Source organism: Nonomuraea sp. NPDC050547, assembly GCF_044457345.1.
Lineage (GTDB): Bacteria > Actinomycetota > Actinomycetes > Streptosporangiales > Streptosporangiaceae > Nonomuraea.
Window position 1 is genome coordinate 360,195 of record NZ_JBITGW010000003.1, and the last position, 22,098, is coordinate 382,292.

At 72.9% G+C, this 22,098-nt stretch carries 21 protein-coding genes; 7 read left to right on the forward strand and 14 right to left on the reverse strand.

Going from position 1 to position 22,098, the window contains the following annotated elements; all coding sequences use genetic code 11:
- The first annotated feature begins 5 nt into the window (after positions 1–5).
- Positions 6–917, forward strand: coding sequence for a S1C family serine protease (locus tag ACIBHY_RS09280; protein ID WP_379638153.1), 912 nt, complete (start codon positions 6–8; stop codon positions 915–917).
- Positions 918–955: 38 nt separating this feature from the next.
- Here ACIBHY_RS09280 and ACIBHY_RS09285 read toward each other — a convergent pair whose 3' ends face one another.
- From ACIBHY_RS09285 to ACIBHY_RS09300, 4 genes are all read right to left on the reverse strand, one after another.
- A complete protein-coding gene (locus tag ACIBHY_RS09285) occupies positions 956–2,233 on the reverse strand; it encodes a glycosyltransferase family 4 protein (RefSeq protein ID WP_397249717.1) in 1,278 nt (425 codons plus the stop codon).
- 150 nt (positions 2,234–2,383) lie between these two features.
- Positions 2,384–5,482 (reverse strand): S41 family peptidase, encoded by a 3,099-nt coding sequence (locus tag ACIBHY_RS09290; protein WP_397306389.1) that lies wholly within the window; start codon positions 5,480–5,482, stop codon positions 2,384–2,386.
- Positions 5,483–5,551: 69 nt separating this feature from the next.
- Complete coding sequence (locus ACIBHY_RS09295) at positions 5,552–5,677, reverse strand: hypothetical protein (protein ID WP_379624270.1); 126 nt, start codon at positions 5,675–5,677, stop codon at positions 5,552–5,554.
- Positions 5,678–5,815: 138 nt separating this feature from the next.
- Entirely contained in the window at positions 5,816–6,082 is a 267-nt protein-coding gene (locus tag ACIBHY_RS09300) for a DUF3040 domain-containing protein (RefSeq protein ID WP_397249713.1), read from the reverse strand.
- A 132-nt stretch (positions 6,083–6,214) separates the two neighbouring features.
- Here ACIBHY_RS09300 and ACIBHY_RS09305 point away from each other — a divergent pair, with 132 nt between their 5' ends.
- Positions 6,215–7,249: an Rv2578c family radical SAM protein gene (locus ACIBHY_RS09305; protein ID WP_397249711.1), complete on the forward strand. Its 1,035-nt coding sequence runs from the start codon at positions 6,215–6,217 to the stop codon at positions 7,247–7,249.
- Here ACIBHY_RS09305 and ACIBHY_RS09310 read toward each other — a convergent pair whose 3' ends face one another.
- On the reverse strand, positions 7,250–8,188 hold the full coding sequence (locus tag ACIBHY_RS09310) for an AraC family transcriptional regulator (RefSeq protein ID WP_397306390.1): 939 nt from the start codon (positions 8,186–8,188) through the stop codon (positions 7,250–7,252).
- A 71-nt stretch (positions 8,189–8,259) separates the two neighbouring features.
- Between ACIBHY_RS09310 and ACIBHY_RS09315 the strand changes: the two genes are divergently transcribed.
- Together ACIBHY_RS09315 and ACIBHY_RS09320 are read left to right on the forward strand one after the other, a co-directional pair.
- Positions 8,260–9,096: an SDR family oxidoreductase gene (locus ACIBHY_RS09315; RefSeq protein ID WP_397306391.1), complete on the forward strand. Its 837-nt coding sequence runs from the start codon at positions 8,260–8,262 to the stop codon at positions 9,094–9,096.
- A complete protein-coding gene (locus ACIBHY_RS09320; RefSeq protein WP_397306392.1) occupies positions 9,093–9,464 on the forward strand; it encodes a DUF4440 domain-containing protein in 372 nt (123 codons plus the stop codon). Before ACIBHY_RS09315 ends, ACIBHY_RS09320 begins: the two co-directional genes overlap by 4 nt.
- A gap of 3 nt (positions 9,465–9,467) precedes the next feature.
- Here ACIBHY_RS09320 and ACIBHY_RS09325 read toward each other — a convergent pair whose 3' ends face one another.
- Genes ACIBHY_RS09325 through ACIBHY_RS09355 form a run of 7 tightly spaced genes read right to left on the reverse strand, consistent with a single transcriptional unit; the run spans position 9,468 to position 15,118 of the window.
- Complete coding sequence (locus ACIBHY_RS09325) at positions 9,468–10,637, reverse strand: RNA polymerase sigma factor (protein ID WP_397249703.1); 1,170 nt, start codon at positions 10,635–10,637, stop codon at positions 9,468–9,470.
- Positions 10,634–10,978: a YciI family protein gene (locus ACIBHY_RS09330; RefSeq protein WP_397306393.1), complete on the reverse strand. Its 345-nt coding sequence runs from the start codon at positions 10,976–10,978 to the stop codon at positions 10,634–10,636. Before ACIBHY_RS09330 ends, ACIBHY_RS09325 begins: the two co-directional genes overlap by 4 nt.
- Positions 10,975–11,307, reverse strand: coding sequence for a YciI family protein (locus ACIBHY_RS09335; RefSeq protein ID WP_397249699.1), 333 nt, complete (start codon positions 11,305–11,307; stop codon positions 10,975–10,977). The genes ACIBHY_RS09330 and ACIBHY_RS09335 overlap by 4 nt, the downstream gene beginning before the upstream one ends.
- Positions 11,304–11,912 carry a hypothetical protein gene (locus ACIBHY_RS09340; protein WP_397306394.1) on the reverse strand — a complete coding sequence of 203 codons (609 nt, stop codon included), beginning with the start codon at positions 11,910–11,912 and terminating at the stop codon, positions 11,304–11,306. Before ACIBHY_RS09340 ends, ACIBHY_RS09335 begins: the two co-directional genes overlap by 4 nt.
- Positions 11,909–12,667: a MerR family transcriptional regulator gene (locus ACIBHY_RS09345; RefSeq protein ID WP_397306395.1), complete on the reverse strand. Its 759-nt coding sequence runs from the start codon at positions 12,665–12,667 to the stop codon at positions 11,909–11,911. The genes ACIBHY_RS09340 and ACIBHY_RS09345 overlap by 4 nt, the downstream gene beginning before the upstream one ends.
- Before the next feature lie 33 nt (positions 12,668–12,700).
- A complete protein-coding gene (locus ACIBHY_RS09350) occupies positions 12,701–13,042 on the reverse strand; it encodes a hypothetical protein (protein WP_397249693.1) in 342 nt (113 codons plus the stop codon).
- A gap of 54 nt (positions 13,043–13,096) precedes the next feature.
- Complete coding sequence (locus tag ACIBHY_RS09355; protein ID WP_397249691.1) at positions 13,097–15,118, reverse strand: HelD family protein; 2,022 nt, start codon at positions 15,116–15,118, stop codon at positions 13,097–13,099.
- Between the two features lie 48 nt (positions 15,119–15,166).
- On the opposite strand from ACIBHY_RS09355, the gene ACIBHY_RS09360 reads away from it, so the two are divergent.
- A complete protein-coding gene (locus ACIBHY_RS09360) occupies positions 15,167–15,787 on the forward strand; it encodes a TetR family transcriptional regulator (protein WP_397306396.1) in 621 nt (206 codons plus the stop codon).
- 27 nt (positions 15,788–15,814) lie between these two features.
- Positions 15,815–16,405, forward strand: coding sequence for an NUDIX hydrolase (locus ACIBHY_RS09365; protein ID WP_397249687.1), 591 nt, complete (start codon positions 15,815–15,817; stop codon positions 16,403–16,405).
- Between the two features lie 201 nt (positions 16,406–16,606).
- Here ACIBHY_RS09365 and ACIBHY_RS09370 read toward each other — a convergent pair whose 3' ends face one another.
- Positions 16,607–20,509: a hypothetical protein gene (locus tag ACIBHY_RS09370; RefSeq protein ID WP_397306397.1), complete on the reverse strand. Its 3,903-nt coding sequence runs from the start codon at positions 20,507–20,509 to the stop codon at positions 16,607–16,609.
- Between the two features lie 167 nt (positions 20,510–20,676).
- Between ACIBHY_RS09370 and ACIBHY_RS09375 the strand changes: the two genes are divergently transcribed.
- Positions 20,677–21,102, forward strand: coding sequence for a hypothetical protein (locus tag ACIBHY_RS09375; RefSeq protein ID WP_397249683.1), 426 nt, complete (start codon positions 20,677–20,679; stop codon positions 21,100–21,102).
- Between the two features lie 240 nt (positions 21,103–21,342).
- Here ACIBHY_RS09375 and ACIBHY_RS09380 read toward each other — a convergent pair whose 3' ends face one another.
- Positions 21,343–21,993 (reverse strand): lysophospholipid acyltransferase family protein, encoded by a 651-nt coding sequence (locus ACIBHY_RS09380; protein ID WP_397249681.1) that lies wholly within the window; start codon positions 21,991–21,993, stop codon positions 21,343–21,345.
- Positions 21,994–22,098 lie beyond the last annotated feature (105 nt).

Genomic DNA, 22,098 nt, shown 5'->3' on the forward strand with positions numbered 1-22,098 from the left:
GCGCGATGGCGGATCCCCTCGACGCCTACTCTCAAGTGGTCTCCTCCGTCGCCGCGGAGCTGCTGCCCAAGGTGGCCGGCGTACGGGCGGGACGCAACAGCGGCTCGGCGGTGGTGTTCACCTCCGACGGGTTCCTGCTCACCAACGCGCACGTGGTCGGCTCCTCGCGGGCCGGCACGGTGGCCTTCGCCGATGGCACGGTGGAGGAGTTCGCGGTGGTCGGCCGCGACCCGCTGTCGGACCTCGCGGTGATCAGGGCGCAGGGGCCCACGCCCGAGCCCGCGGTCCTGGGCGACAGCGACAAGCTCGTGGTCGGGCAGCTCGTCGTGGCGGTCGGCAACCCGCTCGGGCTGGCCGGGTCGCTGACGGCCGGCGTGGTCTCGGGGCTGGGCCGTTCGCTGCCGGCGCGGGCCGGGTCGGCGGTACGGATGATCGAGGACGTCATCCAGACCGACGCCGCCCTGAACCCGGGCAACTCCGGCGGCGCCCTGGCCGACTCGCGGGCCCGGGTGGTGGGCGTGAACACCGCGGTGGCCGGGATGGGGGTGGGGCTGGCCGTACCCATGAACAGCACGACGCGCTCGATCATCGCGGCGCTCATCCGCGACGGAAGGGTACGGCGGGCCTTCCTCGGCCTGGTGACCTCGCCCGCGCCGCTGCCGGAGCCGCTGCGCAGGCGCACGGGGCAGGCGGCGGCGTTGCGGGTGGTGGAGGTGGTGGCGGGTTCGCCCGCGGAGCGGGCCGGGCTGCGGGGCGGCGACCTGGTGCTGAGCGCCGGCCGTACCCCGGTGGGCGACGCGCAGAGCCTGCAGCGGCTGATGTTCGCCGACGCGATCGGACGCCCGCTGCCGATCACCGTCTACCGCAACGGCGCGCTCGTGGACGTGATCGCCGAGCCGCTGGAGCTGACCGTCTGACCGGCCGCCTCCCGGAGGAACGGCCGGTCGGAAAGGGGTTACGCGACGGGCTTGGGCTTGGGCACGTAGGTGCCGTTGCGGCGGGCCAGCAGTTCTTCCAGCAGGTCGTCCCAGATGCGGCCGACCGCGTCCACGTCGTAGGTACGGGCGGTCTCCAGGGCGCCGGCGGCCAGGGAACGGCGCAGCTGCTCGTCCTCGATGACGCGCAGGATCGAGGCGGCGAGGTTGTCGTTGGTGCGGGGCTTGACCAGCAGCCCGTCGACCTCGTCGCTGATCATCTCCTTGGGCCCGTGGGGGCTGTTGAAGCTGACGATGGCGAGCCCCTTGGCCATGGCCTCCAGGATCGTCATGGGGAAGCCCTCGTGGCGCGAGCTCAGCACGAAGATCGAGGCCTTCTCCAGCTCGGCGCCCACGTCCTGCGTGGGTCCCGGCAGCTCGACCTTGTCCTCCAGGCCCGCCTCGGCGATCTGGGCGCGCAGGTTGTCGAGCTGGGGCCCGTCGCCGTAGATGCGCAGCTTCCAGTCGGGGTGGGCCTTGGCGATCTGCTCCCACGCGGTGATGAGGCGGTGGAAGCCCTTGAGCCGGGTGATGCGGCCGACCGCGATGACGAGCTTGGCGTCGAGCTTGGCCTGGCCGCCGGTCATGGGCGGCACCGCGTTCGGGATGCGTACCAGCCGTCTGGGCCGCTTCGGCAGGGTGTTGCGGTAGTCGCGCAGGTCGGCCTTGGTGAGGGTGACCAGGGCGTCGAAGCGGCGGTAGCGCCACTTGATGAGCTCCTGCAGGGCCTCGGGCTTGGCGTTGAGCCCGACGTGCTCCTGCGCGACGGTGATCACGTTGGGGTTGGCGAGCTGCGCCATGGCCAGGTTGAGGCCGGGGCGGGTGCCCATGAGGACGCCGGTGTCGAGCGAGCGGATGTAGCGGGCCAGCTGCAGGTCGGTCCAGGCGTTGAAGCGGTGGGCGGCCGACTCCCCCTCGGGGATCAGGCGGCTGGGCATCATCGACAGCATCGCGCGTACGCCGCGGCGTGGCTTGAGCCGGTCGTCGAGGAAGCGGAACCTCACGCGTTCGTCGACGGGGAAGAACGGCCGCTCGGCCTCCTTGAGGATGGAGACGATCTCCACGTCGCGCCCGGTGGCGGCCAGGTAGCTGGCCAGGTTGAACACCGTTCTGATCGTGCCGCCCATGCCGTTGGCGTGCAGGAGCAGGATGCGGATCGTGCCGATGGAGGGAGGCGGCGCGTTGCGCTGCCTGCGCCGGTTGTATCCCCTGTACAGCCGGGCGGCCGCGGCCTTCCCTTTGCGTGCCAGTGCGCGCACCTTGTCCTTGTCCCCTCGTCCGGTGTCATGACACACGTGGCCGGTGACGGAAGGTTCCCGCCACCGGCTCCAGGATCTGTGTAGCCGGGGCAGCACCGATGTCCCCGTGGCACTGCCCCTTCTATGACCTTTTAGACGCTGTTCACCCCGTCAAGGTTGCACGCGAGTTGCCGGTGTGTGCGGGGGTTTGCGTTCGAGCAGGTCAAGGGCGGTGTCGATCGCCTTCTCCAGTTGGGTGTCGATTCCGGCCGCGTAGTCCTGCGGGGTGATGTCGACCTCGATGTCGGGGTCGGTGCCGTAGTTCTCCACTTTCCAGCCGACGTCGTCGAAGGCGAAGGAGAACTCCGGCTGGGTGGTGACGGTGCCGTCGGCCAGCCGGTGGCGCGGCCAGATGCCGACGACGCCGCCCCAGGTGCGCTTGCCGATGAGCGGGCCGAGGCCGAGGAGCTTGAAGGTGTGGCTGAAGATGTCGCCGTCGGAGGCGGCCCACTCGTTGGTGATGGCGACCAGCGGGCCGCGCGGGGACTCGGCCGGGTAGGGCTCGGGGTGGCCCCAGCGCGGGTAGTCGTAGCCCAGGCGGCGCCGGGCCAGCTTCTCCAGCAGCAGGGCCGAGACGCTGCCGCCGCCGTTGAAGCGGACGTCCACGACGAGGGCGTGCCGGTCGTACTCGGCCAGGAAGCCGCGGTGGAACTCGGCGAACCCGGTGGTGCTCATGTCGGGGATGTGCAGGTAGCCGATGCGGCCGGCCGAGCGCTGGTGGCAGCGGGCCCGGTTGAGGTTGACCCAGTCGCGGTAGCGGGCGGGCCCTTCGTCGGCGATGGCCCTGACGGTGGCGGTGAAGGTGTCCTCGCCGCGGCGCAGCGTGAGCTCGACCTCCTGGTCGGCCTGGCTGACCAGCCGTTCGTTCGGGGTGGTCTCGGCGCCGATGGGGTGCCCGTTGATCGCCAGTACGGCGTCGCCCGGCCGTACGTCGAGGCCCATGCGGTTGAGCGGCGAGGTGGCCTCGGGGTCCCAGGGGTCGCCGGTGACGATGGCGCCGATGTGGTAGACGCCGTCGCGGTAGTCCCAGTCGACGCCCAGCTTGCCCTGGCTGTAGTCGGGACCCGGGCGGTACTCGCCGCCGCTTTCGTAGGCGTGGCTGGTGGCGAGCTCGCCGTGCAGTTCCCACAGCAGGTCGGAGAACTCGCCCCGGGTGCTGACGCGTTCGACGAGGGGCAGGTAGCGCTCGTAGACGGCCTGCCAGTCGACGCCGGACATGTCGGCGGTCCAGAAGTTCTCCCGCTGCAGGCGCCAGGCCTCGCGGAACATCTGCCGCCACTCGTGCTCCGGCCAGACCGAGACCTTGACGCGGGCCAGGTCGATCCAGCCGCTCTCCCGGCTGGGCGGGTCGTCGTCGTGCTCGGGGACCTCTCCGGCCTTGACCACGCGGAGCCGGGCGTCGGCGCGGTAGAGCAGCGTCTTGTGGTCGCGGGCGAGTTCGAGGTCGGTGACGTCCTCCGCGAACGTCTCGTTCTTGGCCTTGGCGAAGTCGTACAGGTGCAGGACGGGTTCGCCCTCCAGCGGGCTCGACAGGATGAGCGCCTTGCCGTGCAGGGCGGCGATGCGCTCGTAGCGGCCCTCGGGCAGCGGGAAGGCGGTGACCCGGTGGATCAGGCCCTCGGCGTCGACCTGGAGGGGCGTGGGGTCCTCCTCCTCGTCCTCCTCCTCGTCCTTGGTCTCCAGCGGGCGGGGCTGGGGGACGAAGGGGTCGGGCGCGTCCTCTTGCAGGGCGATGGCGTACGGGCGGGTGCCGAGCGGGAAGCCGAGATCGAACTGGAGCTGGTCCCAGACCGGGGAGAAGGTGCGCTGGCCGATGAAGTAGAGGTAGCGGCCCTCCGGGTCGAAGCAGGGCGCACTGTCCTCCAGGATGGGCTCGCTGGCCTGGACGATACGGCCCGACTCCGGGTGGTGGAGCTTGATGGCGGTGGTCTGGGCGTTGAGCGGGCTGGCGTAGGCGAGCCAGGTGCCGTCGGCCGACCAGGCGGGGTCGTGCGGGCCGGCGTGGGGGTTGGCCTCGACCAGCGTCGCCTGGCCGGTGCCGAGGTCGAGGAGGTGGAGTTCGCCCCGGTGGTTGGTGACGGCCAGGCGGTCGTGGGCGGGGTCGGGGACGAGTTCGTTGATGCGGCCGAGCTCGGCCAGCTCCGTGCTGGAGCCGGGGCCGAGGAGGGTGACGGTCTCGTCGCCGTCGGCGCCGCTGGCCGCCGCGACCAGCCGCTCGCCGTCGTTGAGCCAGGTCAGGTGGCGGTAGCGGACGCCGTGGGGCGCGCCGTGCTGGCGGACCGGGCCCTCCCAGGCGGCCATGGTGTAGGCCTTGCCGCGGGTGGTGAGGGCCAGGGTGGTGCCGTCGGGGCCGAGGGTGGCGCTGTCGAGGTAGTCGGCGGCCTCGACGAAGCGCCGGTTGCGCTGGGTGCGGGAGGAGGCCAGGCGCACGTCGATCTTCCGCGCATGGTCGGCGCCGGGCGGGAGGAGGTAGAGGTCGGCGCCGGCGTGGTAGACGAGGTGGTGGCCGTCGCTGGTGAGGTTGCGGGCGTAGTAGTCGCTGTGGTGGGTGTGGCGCCGGAGGTCCTCGCCGGTGGGGGTGCAGGAGTAGACGTTGCCGGTGCCCTCGTGGTCGGACAGGAAGGAGACGCGCTCGCCGCTCCAGCAGGGTGAGGCGAGGTTGCCGGGCAGCTTGATGAGCCGGCGGAAGTCGCCGTGGCCGTCGGGGTCGATCCACAGGTCGCCTGCGGTGCCGCCCCGGTAGCGCTTCCAGCGGGCGGGGTCGGCGGTGTTGCGGCCAAGGACGATCATGTGGTGCGGGCCGTACGCGATGGAGTTGGCGGGGCCGTACGGCAGGCGCTGCGGGACCCCGCCCGGGGCGACCCGGTGGAGCCATTTGCGGCCCTCGAAGGGCTGGCCGGCGTCGCTGGCGTACAGGATGCGGTCGTCGTGGTCCCAGCCGGTGACGGTACAGCGGGCGCCGTGGTAGGTCAGGCGGGTCGCGGCGCCGCCCTCGGCGGGCATGACGTAGACCTCTTCCGGGCCTTCCTCGCGGCCGACGAAGGCGAGCTGGTCGCCGCGCGGGGAGATGCGCGGGTATCCGGCCTCGGCCAGCCCGGCGGTGAGACGGAACGCGCGCCCGCCCTGGGCGGAGACCATCCAGAGGTCGTCCTCGGCGGCGAAGACGACGACGTCCTGGAAGATGGCGGGAAAGCGCAGGTAGGCGGGCATCGTCTCTCCGTGGTCAGACAGCCGGGACGTGGTGTCCCGGCTGTCTGATCCTTTCAGTGCCGGTGACTCTTATGCTTCTTCCACCGGCTTGCGCGTTTCCTGGCGCTTGGCGGCCTTGGCCTGCCTGGTGGCCTTGATGGTGGCCTTCTTGGCCTTGCCGGACTTGGCGGCGGGTTTCTTGCGCTGCTCTGCCATTGCTCTCTTCCCCCGATGTACTCGCGACGTATTCGTGATGCCCGATGCGACATCAACGCCGTTAATACCCACTTGCTCCATAAATCCGACATTTCGCCTGTGGGTGGGCGCGGCGGGACGCGGGGCCGTACATCTGAATCAGAACGCCAGGGCGGCGGCCTCGTTGCGGAGTACGAGGATGAGCAGCGTGGCCACGAGCGTGGCGATGAGCAGCCAGCTGATCATGATGATGATCGTCGAGCGGCGCGGGCGGCGGCGGGGGACCGCCTCCGCGTTGGCCCTGGCCTCGCTGCGCCGGGCGCGCTCGTTGAACGACTCCAGACGCGCGACGAGCCGCGGGTCCTCGTCGACGAGGTGGCGCTCGATCTGGGCCAGCAGCCTCTCCTCGTCCTGCGACCAGGCCATGGTGCACCTCCGGAACGCAAGCTCTGTTCCGACTTTCTGCCCAACCATGAAGATCATTAGCCGTGATCTTGCCCAGTAATTGTACGCTCTTTTCCTTTGCGATCACTGTCGAACCTCTGTTCTAATCATGCCATGCGCTGGGACAACCTGCGGCTCACCGGGGCCGACGACCGTGATCCTGCGGTGCCGCTGTTCGCCGAGGAGGCGGTGACGCGGAGATTCGACACGCCCGAATTCCGGGGGATGACCTTCTTCGAGGTGCGGGCCCGCTCGATCATCAGCCGCGTCCCCGCCACGAGCCGCATGTCGTTCCAGCACACGATCAACCCCTACCGGGGCTGCTCCCACGCCTGCCGCTACTGCTTCGCCCGCAACACCCACACCTACCTCGACCTGGACGCCGGCCTCGACTTCGACTCCAAGGTCGTGGTGAAGGTCAACGCCGCCGAGCTGACCCGCCGCGAACTGGCCGCGCCCCGCTGGCAGGGCGGGCACGTGGCGATGGGCACCAACGTCGACTGCTACCAGCGGGCCGAGGGCCGGTATCAGCTGATGCGGGGGATTCTGGAGGCGCTGCGCGATGCGGCCAACCCGTTCTCCATCCTCACCAAGGGCACGCTCATCCTGCGCGACCTCGACCTGCTGACCGAGGCGGCGCGGGTGACCGACGTGTCCGTCAACGTGTCGGTGGGCTTCGTCGACGAGCGGGCCTGGCGCACCGTGGAGCCCGGCACCCCGCACCCCGCACGCCGCCTGGCCGCCTGCGCCCGCCTCAACGCCGCCGGGATCCGCTGCGGCGTCCTGATGGCCCCCGTCCTCCCGTATCTGACCGACTCCCCGGCCGAGCTGGAACGCACCGTCGAGGCGATCGCCGTGTCAGGCGCGGTGCACGTGACGCCCCTGGTGCTGCATCTGCGACCGGGGGCCAGGGAGTGGTACCTGGGATGGCTGGCCAGGGAACACCCGCGCCTGGTGCCGCGCTACCTGGAGCTCTACGGCAGAGGCGCCTACGCGCCCCGCGCCTACCAGGAGCGCGTCACCGCTCAGGTGAAGGATCTGGCCCGCCGCCACGGCATCGGCGGATCCGGCCCCGCCGGACCCCGCCGCCTCGCCAGGCGCGCCCCTGCCAAGCCCGGACCGGACGCCGAACAGCTGACCCTCCTGTAGTCACGGCCGGGCTTCGGCGCGGTACTCGCCGGGCGTCAGCCCGTACCACTGACGGAAGGCCAGGTGGAAGCCGACCGGCGTGCCGTAGCCGACGCGTTCGCTGATGCGGTTGTGCGGCAGCGTGGTCTCGGACAACAGGCGGGCCGCCTCCTGCATGCGGCGGGCGGTCAGGTGGCGCATGGGCGCCTGGCCGACCAGGCGGCGGAACGTCGCGGCGAAGGCGGAACGGGACATGCCCGCCTGGGCGGCGAGCGTCTCCACGGTCCACGGCTCGGCGAAGCGGGTCTGGACGGTGTGCAGCGCGGCGGCCACGCCCGGATGGCGCAGCGCCTCCAGGACCGCCGCGCCCGCAGGCAGCGCCGAGCCGGGGGCGTCGAGGGCGGCGCGCAGCGCGAGGACGAAGACGAGTTCGAACGCGCGCAGGGCGACGAGCCGGGCGCCGGGCGCGGCGGTGTCCCATTCGCCGGCCAGCCGCTCCAGCGTCGCGCCCAGCAGCGGATGGGCCCGCAACCGCGCGCTCTCCAGCACGAACAGCGGCGGCAGCGCCTGGTAGAGGGGAGCGGCGGCGGCACGGTCGTAGTGCAGGCCGCCGCACAGCATGACGGTCCGCGCGCCCGGCCCGTCGATCTCGACGGTGCGCACGCCGCCGGGCTGGCGTTCGGGAAGGACCCCGCTCAGCGGTACGGTGGCCCGCCCCGGCCGGTCGGCCAGCCGGTGGGCGCTGCCGTGCGGGAAGACGGCCAGGTCGCCGGCGGCGAGGGTGACGGGCGGGTGGCCGGGCAGTTCGACGGTGCACGAGCCCTGGTCGACGTAGTGCAGCAGGGCGCAGCTCTCCCGCCGCCCGGCCACGCCCCAGGGCGCGCGGGCCTGCCAGCGGCTGTGGAAGACGCCGTGCAGCCGCAGCGGGGCGAGCAGGTCGCTGAGCAGGTCCCCATCCACCGGACGATCCTTAAAGATTGTGAGAGCGTGCTTTATGGAGCGTATCCCGTGAGCCGGGCAAACTGTCTCCCATGACCTTCCTTGTGATGAACGCCGCCGGCGCCCAGGGCGGCGCGGTCGCCCGCCGCCTGCTGGCCGAGGGCCTTCCCGTACGCGCCTTCACCCGGAGCGGCCCGGCTCCCGAGGGGGCGCGGCCGTTCACCGGAGATCTGGCCGACGGCGCGGCGGTGAAGGCGGCCTTCGACGGCGTCACCCACGCCTCGGTGATGCTGCCCATGGTCTACGACGCCGGCACCGTGGACCTCTACGTCCGCAACGTGCGGGACGCGGCGCTGGCGGCGGGGGTGCGGCGGCTGGTGTTCAACACCGGCAACCGCCTGCCCGCCGCCGGCACCGGTGTGCCCGCCTTCGAGACCCGCCGCCGCGCCGGGGACGACCTGCGCGCGGCCGGGCTGCCGGTTGTGGAGCTGCGCCCGCCGATCTACCTCGACAACCTGGCCGCCCCCTGGGTGGCGGGACCGCTGGCCGCCGAGGGCGTGCTGGCGTACCCGCTGCCCGCCGACCTGCCCGTGGCCTGGCTGTCGCACGCCGACCTGGCCGCCGCCACCCACGCCGCGCTGACCCTCGACGGGCTGGAGGGCGAGATCCTGAACGTCGGCGCGGCCGAGGCCGTCACCGGCGCGGACCTGGCCGCCGCGATCGGCGCCCGTTTCCACGCCCAGAACCCCGCCGCCTTCGAGGTGGCACTGAGCGCTCTCACCGGCCCGGTCACCGCCGCCGCCGTCGCCGACACCTACCGCTGGGCCGCCGCCGACCGCGCGCTGCTGGCCGCCGACCCCGCCGCGCTCGACCTCCTGGGCGTACGGCCCGCCGCCCCGATCGACTGGCTCACCGGACGGCCCCGATGACGGCGCGGCAGGAGATCGTCCGCCACCACCAGGTGATCGAACGCTGGCTGTCGGGGGAGCCGGGGCAGGGGTTCGAGGAGTTCGACCGGGCGCACGCGGCCGCCTTCACCCTGACCGGGCCCGACGGCCGCACCCTGGAACGGGAGCAGGTGATGCGCCAGGTGCGCGGACTGCGCGGCGCGATGCCCGGCCTGCGGATCGAGATCCGGGAGGTGCGCGTGGTGGCCGAGGCCGGGCCGCTGCTGGTGGCCGCCTACCAGGAGTGGCAGGAGGGCGGCGCCCGCCGGTCGACGGCCGTCTTCCAGCGAGCGGACGGGGAACTGCGCTGGCTGCACCTGCACGAGACCTGGCTGCACGAGCCCGCGTGATCGTCACGCGCGCAGGGTGGCGCGGCGGGACTGCAGGAACTCGCGCTCCGGCGCCGTCCCCACCAGCGCCAGCGCCTTGCCGTACTCCTCCACCGCCTCTTCCAGCCGGCCCAGCCGCCGCAGCAGCTCGGCGCGCGTCGCCGGGAGCAGGTGATGGCGCGGCAACCGCTCCTCCAGGCCCGCCAGCAGCTCCAGCCCGTCGGCGGGCCCCTGCGACTCGGCCACCGCGACGGCCCGGTTCAGGCGGACCACGGCCGACCCGGTCAGCGCCTCCAGCAGTTCGTACAGCTGGGCGATCGCGGTCCAGTCGGTGTCCTGGGGCAGGATCGCCGAGGCGTGCTCGGCGGCGATCGCCGCCTGCACCTGGTAGAGGCCGGGCGGTCCTGGCCGCAGCAGGCCCAGGGCCTCGGCGATCTCCTCGCGGTGCCAGCGCCCGCGGTCCTGCTCGGCGAGCGTCACGATGCGCCCCCGCTCGTCCAGCCGGGCATCGCGCCGCGCGTGGTGCAGCATCATCAGCGCCAGCAGCGCGCCGACCTCGCTGTCGTGCGGCATCAGCGCGGCCAGCATCCGGGCCAGCGCGATCGCCTGCGCCGCCGGTTCCGTCCGGATGAGGTCCTCGCCCTCGGCCGCCGCGTACCCCTCGGTGAAGATCAGGTACAGCACGGCCAGCACCCCGTCGCGGCGCGCCACCAGCTCCGGCCCGGACGGTACCCGGTACGGGATGCCGGCCTGGCTGATCTTCTTCTTGGCACGGGTGATCCGGGCCGCCATCGTCGCCTCGCCGACCAGGAACAACCGGGCGATCTGCCGCGTGCCCAGCCCGCCCACGCAGCGCAGCGTCAGCGCCACCCGCGCCTCCATCGACAGCGCCGGATGACAGCAGGTGAAGATCAGGCTGAGCAGGTCGTCGCCCGCCTGTGGCTCGTCGACCACGAGCAGCGGCAGCTTGCGGGCCGCGACCGCCATGTGGCGCAGCCGCGAGACCGCCCGCCGCCGCGCCGCGGTCAGCAGCCACGCCGGCGGGTTGTCCGGCACCGGCGGCCAGGCCGGCACCGCGGCCGCGAAGGCGTCCTGCAACGACTCCTCCGCCAGGTCGAGGTCACGCAGCTCGGCGGTGAGGATGGCGAGCAGGCGCGCCCAGTGCTCGCGGTACGCCTGCTCGACGGCGCTCATCCCGAGTACTCCACCACCGGCCGCACCTCCACGGTCCGCTCCGGGCAGGCGGTCGCCAGCTCGATCGCCTCGTCCAGGTCCTTGGCCTCGATGAGGTAGTAGCCGCCCAGGTGCTCGACCGTCTCCACGAACGGCCCGTCGGTGCGCAGCACCTCCCCTTCGCCCCTGCGCAGGCAGACCGCCTCGCCCGGCGCGCCGAGCTCCTCGCCTTCCAGGTAGGCGCCGCGGCCCTTGAGCATCTCGATGTAGGCGCCGTGGCGGGCGATGCCCTCCTGGATCTGCTCCGGGGTGGCGCTGGCCCAGTCGGCGGCGTTGCCGTACAGCAACAGGGCGTATTTCACGACGCGCACCTCCTGATCTCCACGTCGGACGGCATGGCCGCGGCCAGCTCGATCGCCTCGTCCAGGTCCCGGGCCTCCACGATCTGGTAGCCGGAGATCTGCTCCACGGTCTCGGCGTAGGGTCCGTCGGTGATGAGGACCTGGTCGCCGTTCTTCCTGACGGTGGTGGCGGTGGAGGAGTGGGCCAGCTCGTTGCCGCCGAGGTTCGCCCCGCGCTCGGTGAGCATCGCGGTGTAGGCGCCCCACCGGGCGTAGACGGCGGCGCGCTCCTCGGGACCCGCCTGCGACCACGGCCTCTCATCGCCCACGACGAGCAGCACGTACTTCATGATTTCTCCCTTCGGTCACTGCCATGACGCGCGGGCGGCGCGGGAATCGACAGCGTCCGGAGAAATTCTCGCGGATCGTCGGCGAACACCCTGATCGAACTCGCCTCCCCGGTACGGCCCAGCGGCCGCACCACCGTCACCGGCTCCGACAGCTCCAGCACGAGGTTGGTGCGCGAGTCGACGACCAGTTCCAGGCGCCCCTCGGCCAGGGTGACGAACCCGGAGTCGTGGATCCGGCTCGCGGCCCGCGCCGAGACGATCAGCTCGCGGGGGACGCGCAGGTCGAAGGCGGCTCCTTGGCGCAGCCGTACCTCGTGCTCGCCCACCACGTGCGGCCGCGAGCGCGCGGCGGCGATCATGCCGAGGTTGGCGAGCACGAAGTAGACGTGCGCGACGGTCAGGATCGGCCAGCCCAGCCACAGCTCCAGCGCCACGCCCTCCACCACGATCGCGAACAGGAACATCCACAGCGTGATCGACCCGCCCGCGTGGTAGGGAATGGCCACCTGGCCGGGCCCGACGCCATGGCGCCGGCCCAGCACCCAGTAGCCGAGGCTGGCCAGAGCGCGCAGTTCGTGCGCCAGCATGCGGCGTGCCACCCTCACGGCTTGCTCAGCAGCTTCATGACGCGGCGGATGACGACCGCCTGCCCGGGGCTCAGGTCGGCCATGAAGGCCCGCACGAACGGGTCTTCCTCACCGGGCATAGGCAGGCTGCCTTCGGGGATCAGCTCGCGCGGCGTCAGCTCGATCAGCCGCCAGGCCAGCTCCTCCACCCGCGGGTCGTCCTCGTCGGGGACGATGTCGGCGAACGCGTCGAGTTCGGCGTAGACCTGCATGGCCTGGGCGTGGAACTCCGGGTCGGTCTCCGGCAGGGCCAGGACGGGGTCCACGAAGTCGGCCCGCCGGTCGGCGGGCATCGAGGTGTCCAGCAGCGCCAGGAACTCGCGGTCGCGCGCGGCCATGCCGCCGGCGCCCCGGGGCAGCCGGCCGAGGATACGCGCCATGTCGGGTGAGAGGGCGTCGTCGGGTTGCGGGTTCTCCTGCTCCAGCAGGGTGGCCAGGCGGGCGCGCCGCTCCCTGATCTCCGCCTCCTGCCGCTCCAGGTCGGCGTCGAGCTCGGTCAGCACCTCGCGCAGCTCGCGGCCCTGCTGGTCGGCCAGCACGTCGCGGATCTCCTCCAGCGACAGGCCCAGCTCCGACAGCCGCCGGATGCGCGACAGGGTGACGGCGTCGCGCAGGGTGTAGAGGCGATAGCCGTTGGCCCGCCGCTCGGGCTCCGGCAGCAGGCCGAGGTGATGGTAGTGGCGCACCGCCCTGGTCGAGACGCCGGCCAGGGCGGCGAGTTCTCCTATCCGCATACCTCTATGAAAAACCTTGACGCTACGACAAGGTCAAGCGGTCATGCTCCGGACCACCAGGAATCCGATGACCATACCGAGGATCATGGTGACGCCGGAGGCGACCGCGGCCCACTTGCCGAGCGACTCGCCCCGGGTGTGGCCGACGATGCCGAGCACGATGCCGATGAGGCCGAACAGGATCGGGATGAACAGCAGCGCGATGGCCGCGAACACGAACCCGATGATCGACAGGATCTGGACGCCGGAGCCGCTCTTGGGCGGGGTGCCGTAGGGAGCCTGGCCGTACGGCTGGTCGTAGGGAGGAGCGGGCCCCGGCTGCTCGGGCGGCGGTGACCACTGCGGCCGGGCGTTGGGATCGTCTGGTGTGGTCATAGGACTGCTCCCTAGGTATGGACCCCCGAAAGTCACGCGTGTCTGGACTTCATCTCACACCGAACGCGCATGTCCTGTCGAGTCTGCGGTGATCAGAGGGCCGGGCAGCGGGCGGGCGTGCAGCACGTCCAGGCGGGAGACGGCCCGCGTCAGCGCCACGTACAGCCGGTTGAGCCCGCGCGCCTCGGCCTCGGCGATCTCGGCGGGCTCGGCGACGATCACGTGGTCGTACTCCAGTCCCTTGGCCGCAGAGGCGGGCACCAGGCTGACCCGGAACGCCGTGTCGCCGCCGGTCCCGGGCTCGACGAGGGTGGCGTCCAGGCCGGCGTCCCACAGCGCCGCACGCAGCCCGTCGACGGCCGGGTCGGCGGCGATCACCCCGATCGAGCCCTCCAGCTCCAGTCCCCGCCGCACCGCCGCCACGACCGCCGCGGGCAGGTCGGCGGTCTCCCGCACGCTCAGCGCGCCGTCCCGGCGGAAGGAACGGGTCGCCGGCACGTCGGCCTCCAGGGCGGCCAGCAGCCGGTTGGCCAGTTCCACGACCGCCGCCGGGACACGGAAGCCGGTGGTGAGCTCGACCGTGCGCGCCGCCGGCTTGCCGAGCGCGGCGAGCTGGGCGGCCCACGCGCGCGCCGCCCACGGCGTGGTGGCCTGGGCCAGGTCGCCGAGGACGGTCAGCGAGCCGTGCTCGCTGCGCCGGGCGATGGCGCGGCACTGCATCGGCGACAGGTCCTGCGCCTCGTCGACGATCACGTGCCCGAAGCCCGCGGGCCGCTCCAGCAGCCCGGCCAGCTCGTCGAGCAGCACCGCGTCGGCGGCCGACCAGCGGGCGCTCTTGTACGAGCGCGGCGGCCGCGCCCAGGTGATCGCCTCGATCTCGTGCGTCTCCAGGACGCCGCCCGCCGCCTTCGCGGGATCGGTGAGCAGGTCGGCCAGCACCTGCTCGGGCTTGGGCGCCGGCCAGACCGCGTCCAGGAACGGCGTGACCTGCCGGCCCATCCGCTTCGTCCAGGCCGCGTTGACGAGGTGCCCGCGCAGCTCGGCCTGCCGGATGACACGCGCCATGATCCGCGAGCGCACGCGTTCGCGCCCGGTCAGGTACGGCAGGCCCTCGCGCCGCGTGTCGTCCACGATGCGCCGCAGCTCGTCCTCGTACACCCGCCACCGCGCCGCCCCGTCGCTGACCACGACCGGTTCCACGGGTCTGGCGATCCGTCCGTACAGCGCCCGGCGCAGCACCTCGGCCATCCGCGCGTCGTGCTTGACCGCCGCGGCGGGCGCCGGGTCGCCGGCCCGGACCTCGGCGCCGCCCAGCAGTTCCTCCAGCGTCGTCTGCTCCACCTCCACCTCGCCCAGCGCGGGCAGCACGGCGGAGATGTAGCCGATGAAGGCCCGGTTGGGCCCCAGCACCAGCACGCCCGAGCGTTCCAGCCGCGCCCGGTGCGCGTACAGCAGGTACGCCGCCCGGTGCAGCCCCACCGCCGTCTTCCCGGTGCCGGGCGCGCCCTGCACGCACACCGACTCGCCCACCTCCACCCGCACCAGGTCGTCCTGCTCGGGCTGGATGGTGGCCACGATGTCGCGCATCGGGCCCACGCGCGGCCGTTCGATCTCGGCGGTCAGGATCGCGCCGCCGCCCTGCTCGCCCCGGCCCAGGTCCTCGTCCTCGAACCCGGTCAGCCGCGGCCCCGACCACCCGTAGCGGCGCCGGGTCGCCACGCCCTGCGGGTCGCGGGCGCCGGCCCGGTAGAAGGCGCGCGAGACCGGCGCCCGCCAGTCGATGACCAGCGGCACGCCGCCGTGCTCGCCGGGGATGTGGCGGCGGCCGATGTAGTAGGAGCGGTCGCGGTGCTCGCCCTGGCCGAACGCCAGCCGCCCGAAGAACGGCGGCCCGTCGGGCTCCTCGCCGAGTTCCTTGGCCAGGCTCTTCAGGTAGCGGCCCAGCCGCTCGGCGCTGTAGCGGTCGCCGGCCACGCTCTCGCCGATGATGACGTTCTCGCGCGCCCCCGCCAGCATGCGCCGCAGCCCCGCGCGGCACGTCTCGACGTAGTCACGCTCCTGGTCCAGCGTGCTCATCCAACTCCTTTAACTCGGTTAAGTTATTAACCAGGTTAACATGGTGGCATGACGGGACTTCGCCAGCGCAAGCGGCAGCGGGTACACGAGGCGATCTCGGCGGCGGCCATCACGCTGTTCCTGGAGCGGGGCTTCGACGAGGTGTCCGTGGCCGAGGTGGCCGCCGCCGCGGACGTCTCCAAACCCACGCTCTTCAAGTACTTCGCCACCAAGGAGGACCTCGTCGTCCACCGCATCGCCGACCACCAGGGCGAGGCCGCCCGCGTCGTGCGCGCCGCGGACGGCGACCCGCTGGCGGCCCTGCGGGACCACTTCCTGGCGGGGCTGGCCCGCCGCGACCCGGTCACCGGGCTCAACGACCACCCCGCGGTGCTCGCCTTCCACCGCATGGTCTTCGAGACGCCCAGCCTGGCCGCCCGCGTGGCCGTGTACGTCGCCGCCGACGAGAGCGCCCTCGCCGACGCCCTGGCCGGGCACTACGATGAGCTGTCCGCGGCGCTGCTGTCCGCCCAGGTGCTGGCCGCGCAGCGGGTGCTGGCCCGCCGTACGTGGCTGGAGCTCTCCCGCGGCCGTGCCGCCGACGAGGTCCACCCCGAGGCGGTCGCCGCCGCCGGGCGCGCCTTCCACCAGCTCTCCCTCGCCTTCGCGGTACGGCCCGCCGCCTCCTGAGCCGGGGCGGGGTGAGATCCTGGGCCGGTGTTCGAGGCGCTGGCGGCTTTGGAGGCGACGGTACGGGCCAACCTGGACGGGTTCGAGCGCCGGGCGGCGCCGCCGGTCGAAGGGTTGCGCGCGGCGGCGGTCACGGTGTGCGTGCTGGAGGGGCGCGAGCCGCACCTGATCGTGATCAAGCGCGCGCCGCGCGGGCGCAACGCGGGGCAGTGGGCGCTGCCGGGCGGGCGGCTGGACGACGGCGAGGAGCCCGTGCGGGGGGCGCTGCGCGAGCTGGCCGAGGAGACCGGGATCACCGGGGTGCGGGTGGCGGGGCTGCTGGACGACTTCGTCACCGACTCCGGGTTCGTGATCACTCCGGTGGTGGCGTTCGGGGGCGATCAGCGGGCCGTTCCCGACCCGCGCGAGGTCGCCTCCGTGCACGAGGTGCCGCTGGAGCGGCTGCTGGCCCCCGGTGTGCCGCGCTGGCGCGGGCCTCTGCTGCAGATGCCGCTGGGGCCCGCGATCCTCGTGCACGCGCCGACGGGGGCGATCCTGTGGCAGTTCGCCGAGGTGTGCCTGCGCGGCCGTGAACAGCGCGTCTTCGACGTCGCCCAGCCCGCCTGGACGCGGCGATGAACATCCCTCAGCACACGCCCCGCCACGGCGAGGGGTGTGCCGGACCAGCGTGACGGGGCCGTGCGAAGTTCCTCGCGTTCCTGAGCGTCCGGCCGGGGCGCGGCCGACGCCCACGCGACATGGCAGCCGGGACGCAGCAGCAGGCCCGTCACGCCCGCCGCAAACTTGCCGAATCGGAAAAGATGCGCGATCAGCAAATTCTTACGCGGGGCAGGGCGGCCGGAAGGCGACACCGGACACGTGCTTGCGCCACTCCGGCTCTGTGATCGCGTCTCCCGACTCCCGGCAGAGCCTGGCCGTGATCCGCGCCGGGTCCACCTCCCACAGCCGCACGTCGCCCCCGGCGCTGGCCAGCATGCCGCCGTCCGCGCTGAAGGCCAGCTCCGTGTAGCTCTCGCCGGGGCTGTTGACCGCCACCCGCAGCAGCGGCGCCGCCGGGTCGGCGATGTCCCAGAGCCACAGCTGGCCCGCCCCGGTCCCCACCGCGAGCATGCCGTCGCGCGGGTCGAAGGCCACCGCGAAGACCCGCCCGTCCGGCCCGGTCAGCGGCGCGCCCGCGAGGACGGGACCGGCCGCGCCGCCCAGCCGCCACAGCCGGATGGTCCCCGACGCGTTGCCCGCGGCCAGCAGCGCGCCGCCATGGCTGAAGGCGACCGAGCGCACGTCGTCGCCCATCGCGGTCAGGAGCGTCGTCGCCCGCCCCGGCGCGACCGGATCGCGCACGTCCCACAGCGCCACCACGCCGCCCTGCGTCGCCGCCGCCAGCCGCCGCCCGTCCGGGCTGAACGCGACCGCGAAGACCTGCCCCGATCCCGGGTTCAGCGTGGCGAGCGCCCGCCACGTGCGCGCGTCCCACAGGCGCACCGTGCCGTCGTCGCCGCCCGCCGCCAGCAGCGCGCCGTCGGGACTGAAGGCCACACCCTGGACGAGCGCCGACGGGCCGAGCAGCGTGGCGCGGCGCACCGGCCGCGCCGGGTCCGTGATGTCCCACAGCAGTACGGCGTTGCCGAGCCTCGTGCCACCCGCCAGCGTGCGGCCGTCCGGGCTGATCGCCACCGTGCTGCCCATCCGGTCGTACGGCGCCGGCGCGGTCAGCGGCGGGCTCACCCGCGAGGGACGGCGACCGGCCACGTCCCAGAGCCTGATGTCACCCGCGGCGGCGGCCAGCAGGGTGGAGCGGCCGCTGAAGGCCACGTTGTCGATCGGGTGCTCGCTCGCCTCGATCACCGGTCCCGGCAGGTCCCAGACGCGGGCCACGCCGTCGGCGCCGCCGGTGACGACGAGGCGGTCGCCGTTCCTGAACTGCACGGCGGTCACCGGCTCCGGATGCGGCAGCAGACCGACCACCCGCCCGGTGGCCACCTCCCACACACGCGCGCTGTTGTCGGCGCTGCCGACCCCCAGCAGGCGGCCGTCGGAGCTGAACGAGACCACGTTCACCCACACGCTCACCTCGGCCACCAGCGGGCGCCCGAACGGCGCCGGCCGGTCCGGGCGGGTGGTGTCCCACAGCCGCACGGAGCCGTCGTTGCTGCCGACCGCGACCAGGGCGCCGTGGTAGGCGAGGGCGTTGACCCGGCTCGGCAGCGGCAGCGGGGGACCGGCGGGCCGCACGTCGGTCAGGTCACCGGTGTCCCAGAGCCGCAGCGAACCCGCGGTGTCGGTCCCGCTCCCCACCGCCAGCACCCGCCCGTCCGCCCGAAACGCCAGCGCCCGCACCGCGCCCTCCGCCTCTCCAGCGCCCTCCGCGTGTTTCGCGCCCTCTGCGCCCTCTGCGCTCTCTGCGCCCTGTGCGCCTGGTGTGCTGTTCGCGTCTTTCGTGTCCTTCGGGGTGTCCTGGCCTTGTGCGGGGGCCGGGGTGGTGAGGGTGGAGGCGCGCAGGTCCCAGAGGCGGATCGTGCCGTCGCGGCTGCCGATGGCCAGCACCTGCCCGGCCGGGCTGAAGTCGAGCGCGTAGACGGTGTCGGCGGGGCCGCTGATCGGGGCGCCCAGCGGCTTCGCGTGCGCCGGGTCGGACACGTCCCACAGCCGGACGGTGCGGTCCTTGCCGCCGGTGGCCAGGATGCGGCCGTCCGGGCTGAAGGCCACCGCGTAGATCGAGCTGGTGTGCCCGGTGAGCGGCGGGCCGAGCCGTACCGGACGGCGGGGGTCGGACAGGTCCCACAGCAGGACGGCGCTGTCGGTGACGGCGGCGCCCGCGGCGGCCAGCAGCCGCCCGGACGGCGAGGTGGCCACCGCCTGCAGCGCCCGTCCCGGGCGGACCATCCGGGTGACCGCGGGCGCGCCGGCCGCCTCCACCAGGCCGGAACGCGCCTCGACCGTCGGCGCGAGCCGGTAGGCGGCCACCGCGAGCTGGGCGGCGAGCACGGGGTCCGTGGCGCGCAGCCGCGCCGCCGTCATCGTCATGGTCCGCGAGATCGCCATGTCCCGCGCCTGGTCGGCCTCCACCCTTTTCCATTGGGAGTACGCGGCCAGCCCGCCCGCCAGCACGGCGAGCACGGTCAGGGCGGCGAGCAGCTGGTAGAGGTGGCGGTTCCTGCGCCGGTGCTGCTGGAGGCTCACGTCGAGGAACTGCCGTTCCAGCGGGTTCAGCTCGGCGCGGCGCATCGGGTCGCCGGCCCACTCACGGGCCGCCTCCAGCCGTCCGCCCCGGTAGAGCGCGCCGGGGTCCCGCTCGCCCGCCTCCCACGACTGGGCGGCCTGGGTGAGCTGCCGCAGCACGCGCAGCCCCGCCCGGTCGGCGTCGATCCACGACCGCAGCCTCGGCCACGCCGACAGCAGGGTCTCGTGGCTGATCTGCACGGTGTCGGCGTCCACGGTCAGCAGGCGGCGCCGTACGAAGTGGTCCAGAACCGGCCCCGCCTCGTCGGCCAGCTCGTCCCGCGTGACCCGGCGGCGCGTGTCGGCGGTGTCGGTCCCGATGTGGGTCAGCCGCAGGAACGTCTGCCTGGCCAGCTTCTGCCCGTCGGGCTTCAGCTCGGCGTAGACGGACTCGGCCGTGGCCGCCACCGCCCCCCGCAGGCCGCCGCTGGCCCGGTAGTGCTCGACGGTCATCCTGCGGCCGCGGGAGTTCTCCCAGGTGGACAGCAGTGTGTGCGACAGCAGCGGGAGCGTGCCCGCCTCGTGGGGGGCGATCTCGCGCAGCAGCAGTTCGACCAGCCCGGTGTCGAGGTCGAGGCGGGCGCGGCGGGCCGGGCCCTCGATGGCCTGGCGCAGCTGGTTCTCGGTCATCGGCCCGACCACGAGCTGACGCGTCTGCAGTGCGCCGGCGAGCGCCGGGTGGCGAAGGGCGTGCGGATAGAAGTCCGCGCGCATGCCCACCACGACCGGCGCCGCCTCGGCCAGCTCGGTGAGCTCGCCGATGAAACGCAGCCGTTCGCCTTCCGTGAGCGCCTCGGTGAAGATCTCCTCGAACTGGTCGACGATCACCACCCCGTCGGTCGCTCGCGGGTACGGGCTCTCGCCGGGATTCAGCAGCACCCAGGACGGCAGGGCCGGGATCAGCCCGGCGCGCAACAGCGACGACTTGCCCGACCCGGACGGCCCCACCACCATGGTCAGCCCCGGCGACACCTGGTCGATCAGCCGCCTGGTCAGCTCCTGCCGCCCGAAGAACCAGCCGGCGTCCTCGGGCCGGAAACACTCCAGTCCCCGGTACGGCGGCGCCTGGTCGGCCGAGCGGCGGCCCGGCGCCCGCCGTACGCGCAGCAGCGCCCGCACCCACCGCTCACGCTGCTCCGGGTCGGTCACGCCGCAGGTGAGCAGGACCTTCTCGTACTGGTCGGCCTGCGAGGCCAGCGGCACGTTCGCCCCGCGAAACCATCCGCCCAGCGTGCCGTAGGGGACGTCGACGGCCTTGCCGAGCTCCCTGATCGTCTTTCGCGCCGTGTTGCGCAGAAGCGTCAGCTCGCTAGCCAGATCCTCGCGGGTGGCGACCTGGTCGGGATCGGGATCCTCGCGAGTGGTGGCCCGGCCGGGATGGGGACCGTCGGGGTTGGTGACCCGGTCGGGGCGTGGATCGTCAGGGGTGGTGGCCCGGTCGGGGCGGGATTCCCCGGGGGTGGTGACCCGGTCGGGGTCGGGACGATCTAAGCCATCGGGCATGCCATCCTCCGCGAACCTGGCGCGACATCGCACCCATAGTGGCGGAGCGCCGGGCCTTTTGTGCGGCCTTGTGCGGAGAATTCGTGGCCCGTTGCCGCTCGCCCCGGAGATCCCTTTCGCTGGCTTCGTTCGGTAGCTCACACCTGCTCGACAGCACGGGGAGAGACATGCGCAAACGCATCAAGCGGACCCTGGTCGTGCTCGCGACGACGCTCGCGACGGCCGCGGCCCTGTTCACCGCGAACCCGGCGCCGGCCAGCGCCGACCCCTGGGGGTGGCGCTGGTGCGCTCCCAGCTACGTGATCATCGACTGCGTGGTCAACCAGGCCGGCTCGCAGCCCGGCGCCATCGAACCGCACAACCCGGAGGGGTGGCTCTACGTGCGCTACTCCTCGGTCAACTCCGCATCGTGCTACCTGAACTTCTGGTACACGGACCGGACGACCAACAGGGAGAGCTACTTCGGCGGCAGATGGGCGTTCCCGATCGCCCGATCCACCAAGATCACCGGATTGAACCCGTCGCGGTACTACGACGTCCGGGTCGCGGCCGTCAACTGCACGGCATACGTCCGGGTCCAGAACTACACCTAGCAAGCGGGGGCCGGCCGGGGCGGGAGATCCCGCTCCGGCCGTTCGCTGTGCGCCCCCGTGCGGCTGGTCCACGTGGGCCGTTGCGGCGGTGCGTCTGTCCGGCGTGAGAAGCGATCCCCACGATCGGCGCCCGCGCGCGGCGGCGGGTGGGGGTGGGGCGGCTTGCCGTAACGGATGGGCGGCGTGACGGCACGGACACCACAGCGGGACGGTGCCGTGACGGATGGGCGGCGAGGTGCGCTACGAGGCGGCTTTGAGGCTGGCGGCGTACTGGGCGACGTATTCCTGGCCGGAGAGTTTCTGGATGGCCGACATGATGTCGTCGGTCACGCGGCGCCGGTCGCGGGCGCTCTTGTAGTCGCCCTCGAAGCGCATCGGCTCGCCGATCGTGATCCCGATCTTGGCGGGGCGCGGGACCCTGGCGCCGACCGGCATGACCTTCTCGGTGCCGGACAGCGCCACCGGCAGCACCGGCTTGCCCGTCTTGAGCGCCAGCCAGGCCACGCCGATCTTGCCCCGGTACAGGCGGCCGTCGGGGGAGCGGGTGCCCTCGGGGTGGATGCCGAACAGTTCGCCGCGCTCCAGGAGGTCGGCGGCGGCTTCGAGCATGGCCTGCGCGGCGTGGGCGCTGTCGCGGTCGGTGGGCAGGCTGCCGCCGAGCCGCATGAACCACTGGGAGACCGGGTTGCCGGAGAAGTACTCGCTCTTGGCGGCGAAGGTCACGTGGCGGGGCAGCAGCGCGGGCAGCAGGAAGGAGTCGATCATCGACAGGTGGTTGGCGGCCAGGATGGCACCGCCGGTCCTGGGGACGTTCGACCCACCCGAGATGTGCGGGCGGCACATGACGTTCGCGAGGGGGGTGGCGGCGAACTTGACCACTTGGTACAGCAACAGGTCTCCTGAATCGATCTCGCTCCGGCGCACCCCACCATAAAGCAGGCACCCCACTCGATGTGCAATATCGATTCGCGTGCGAAATCGTCGCCTGATCAGCGC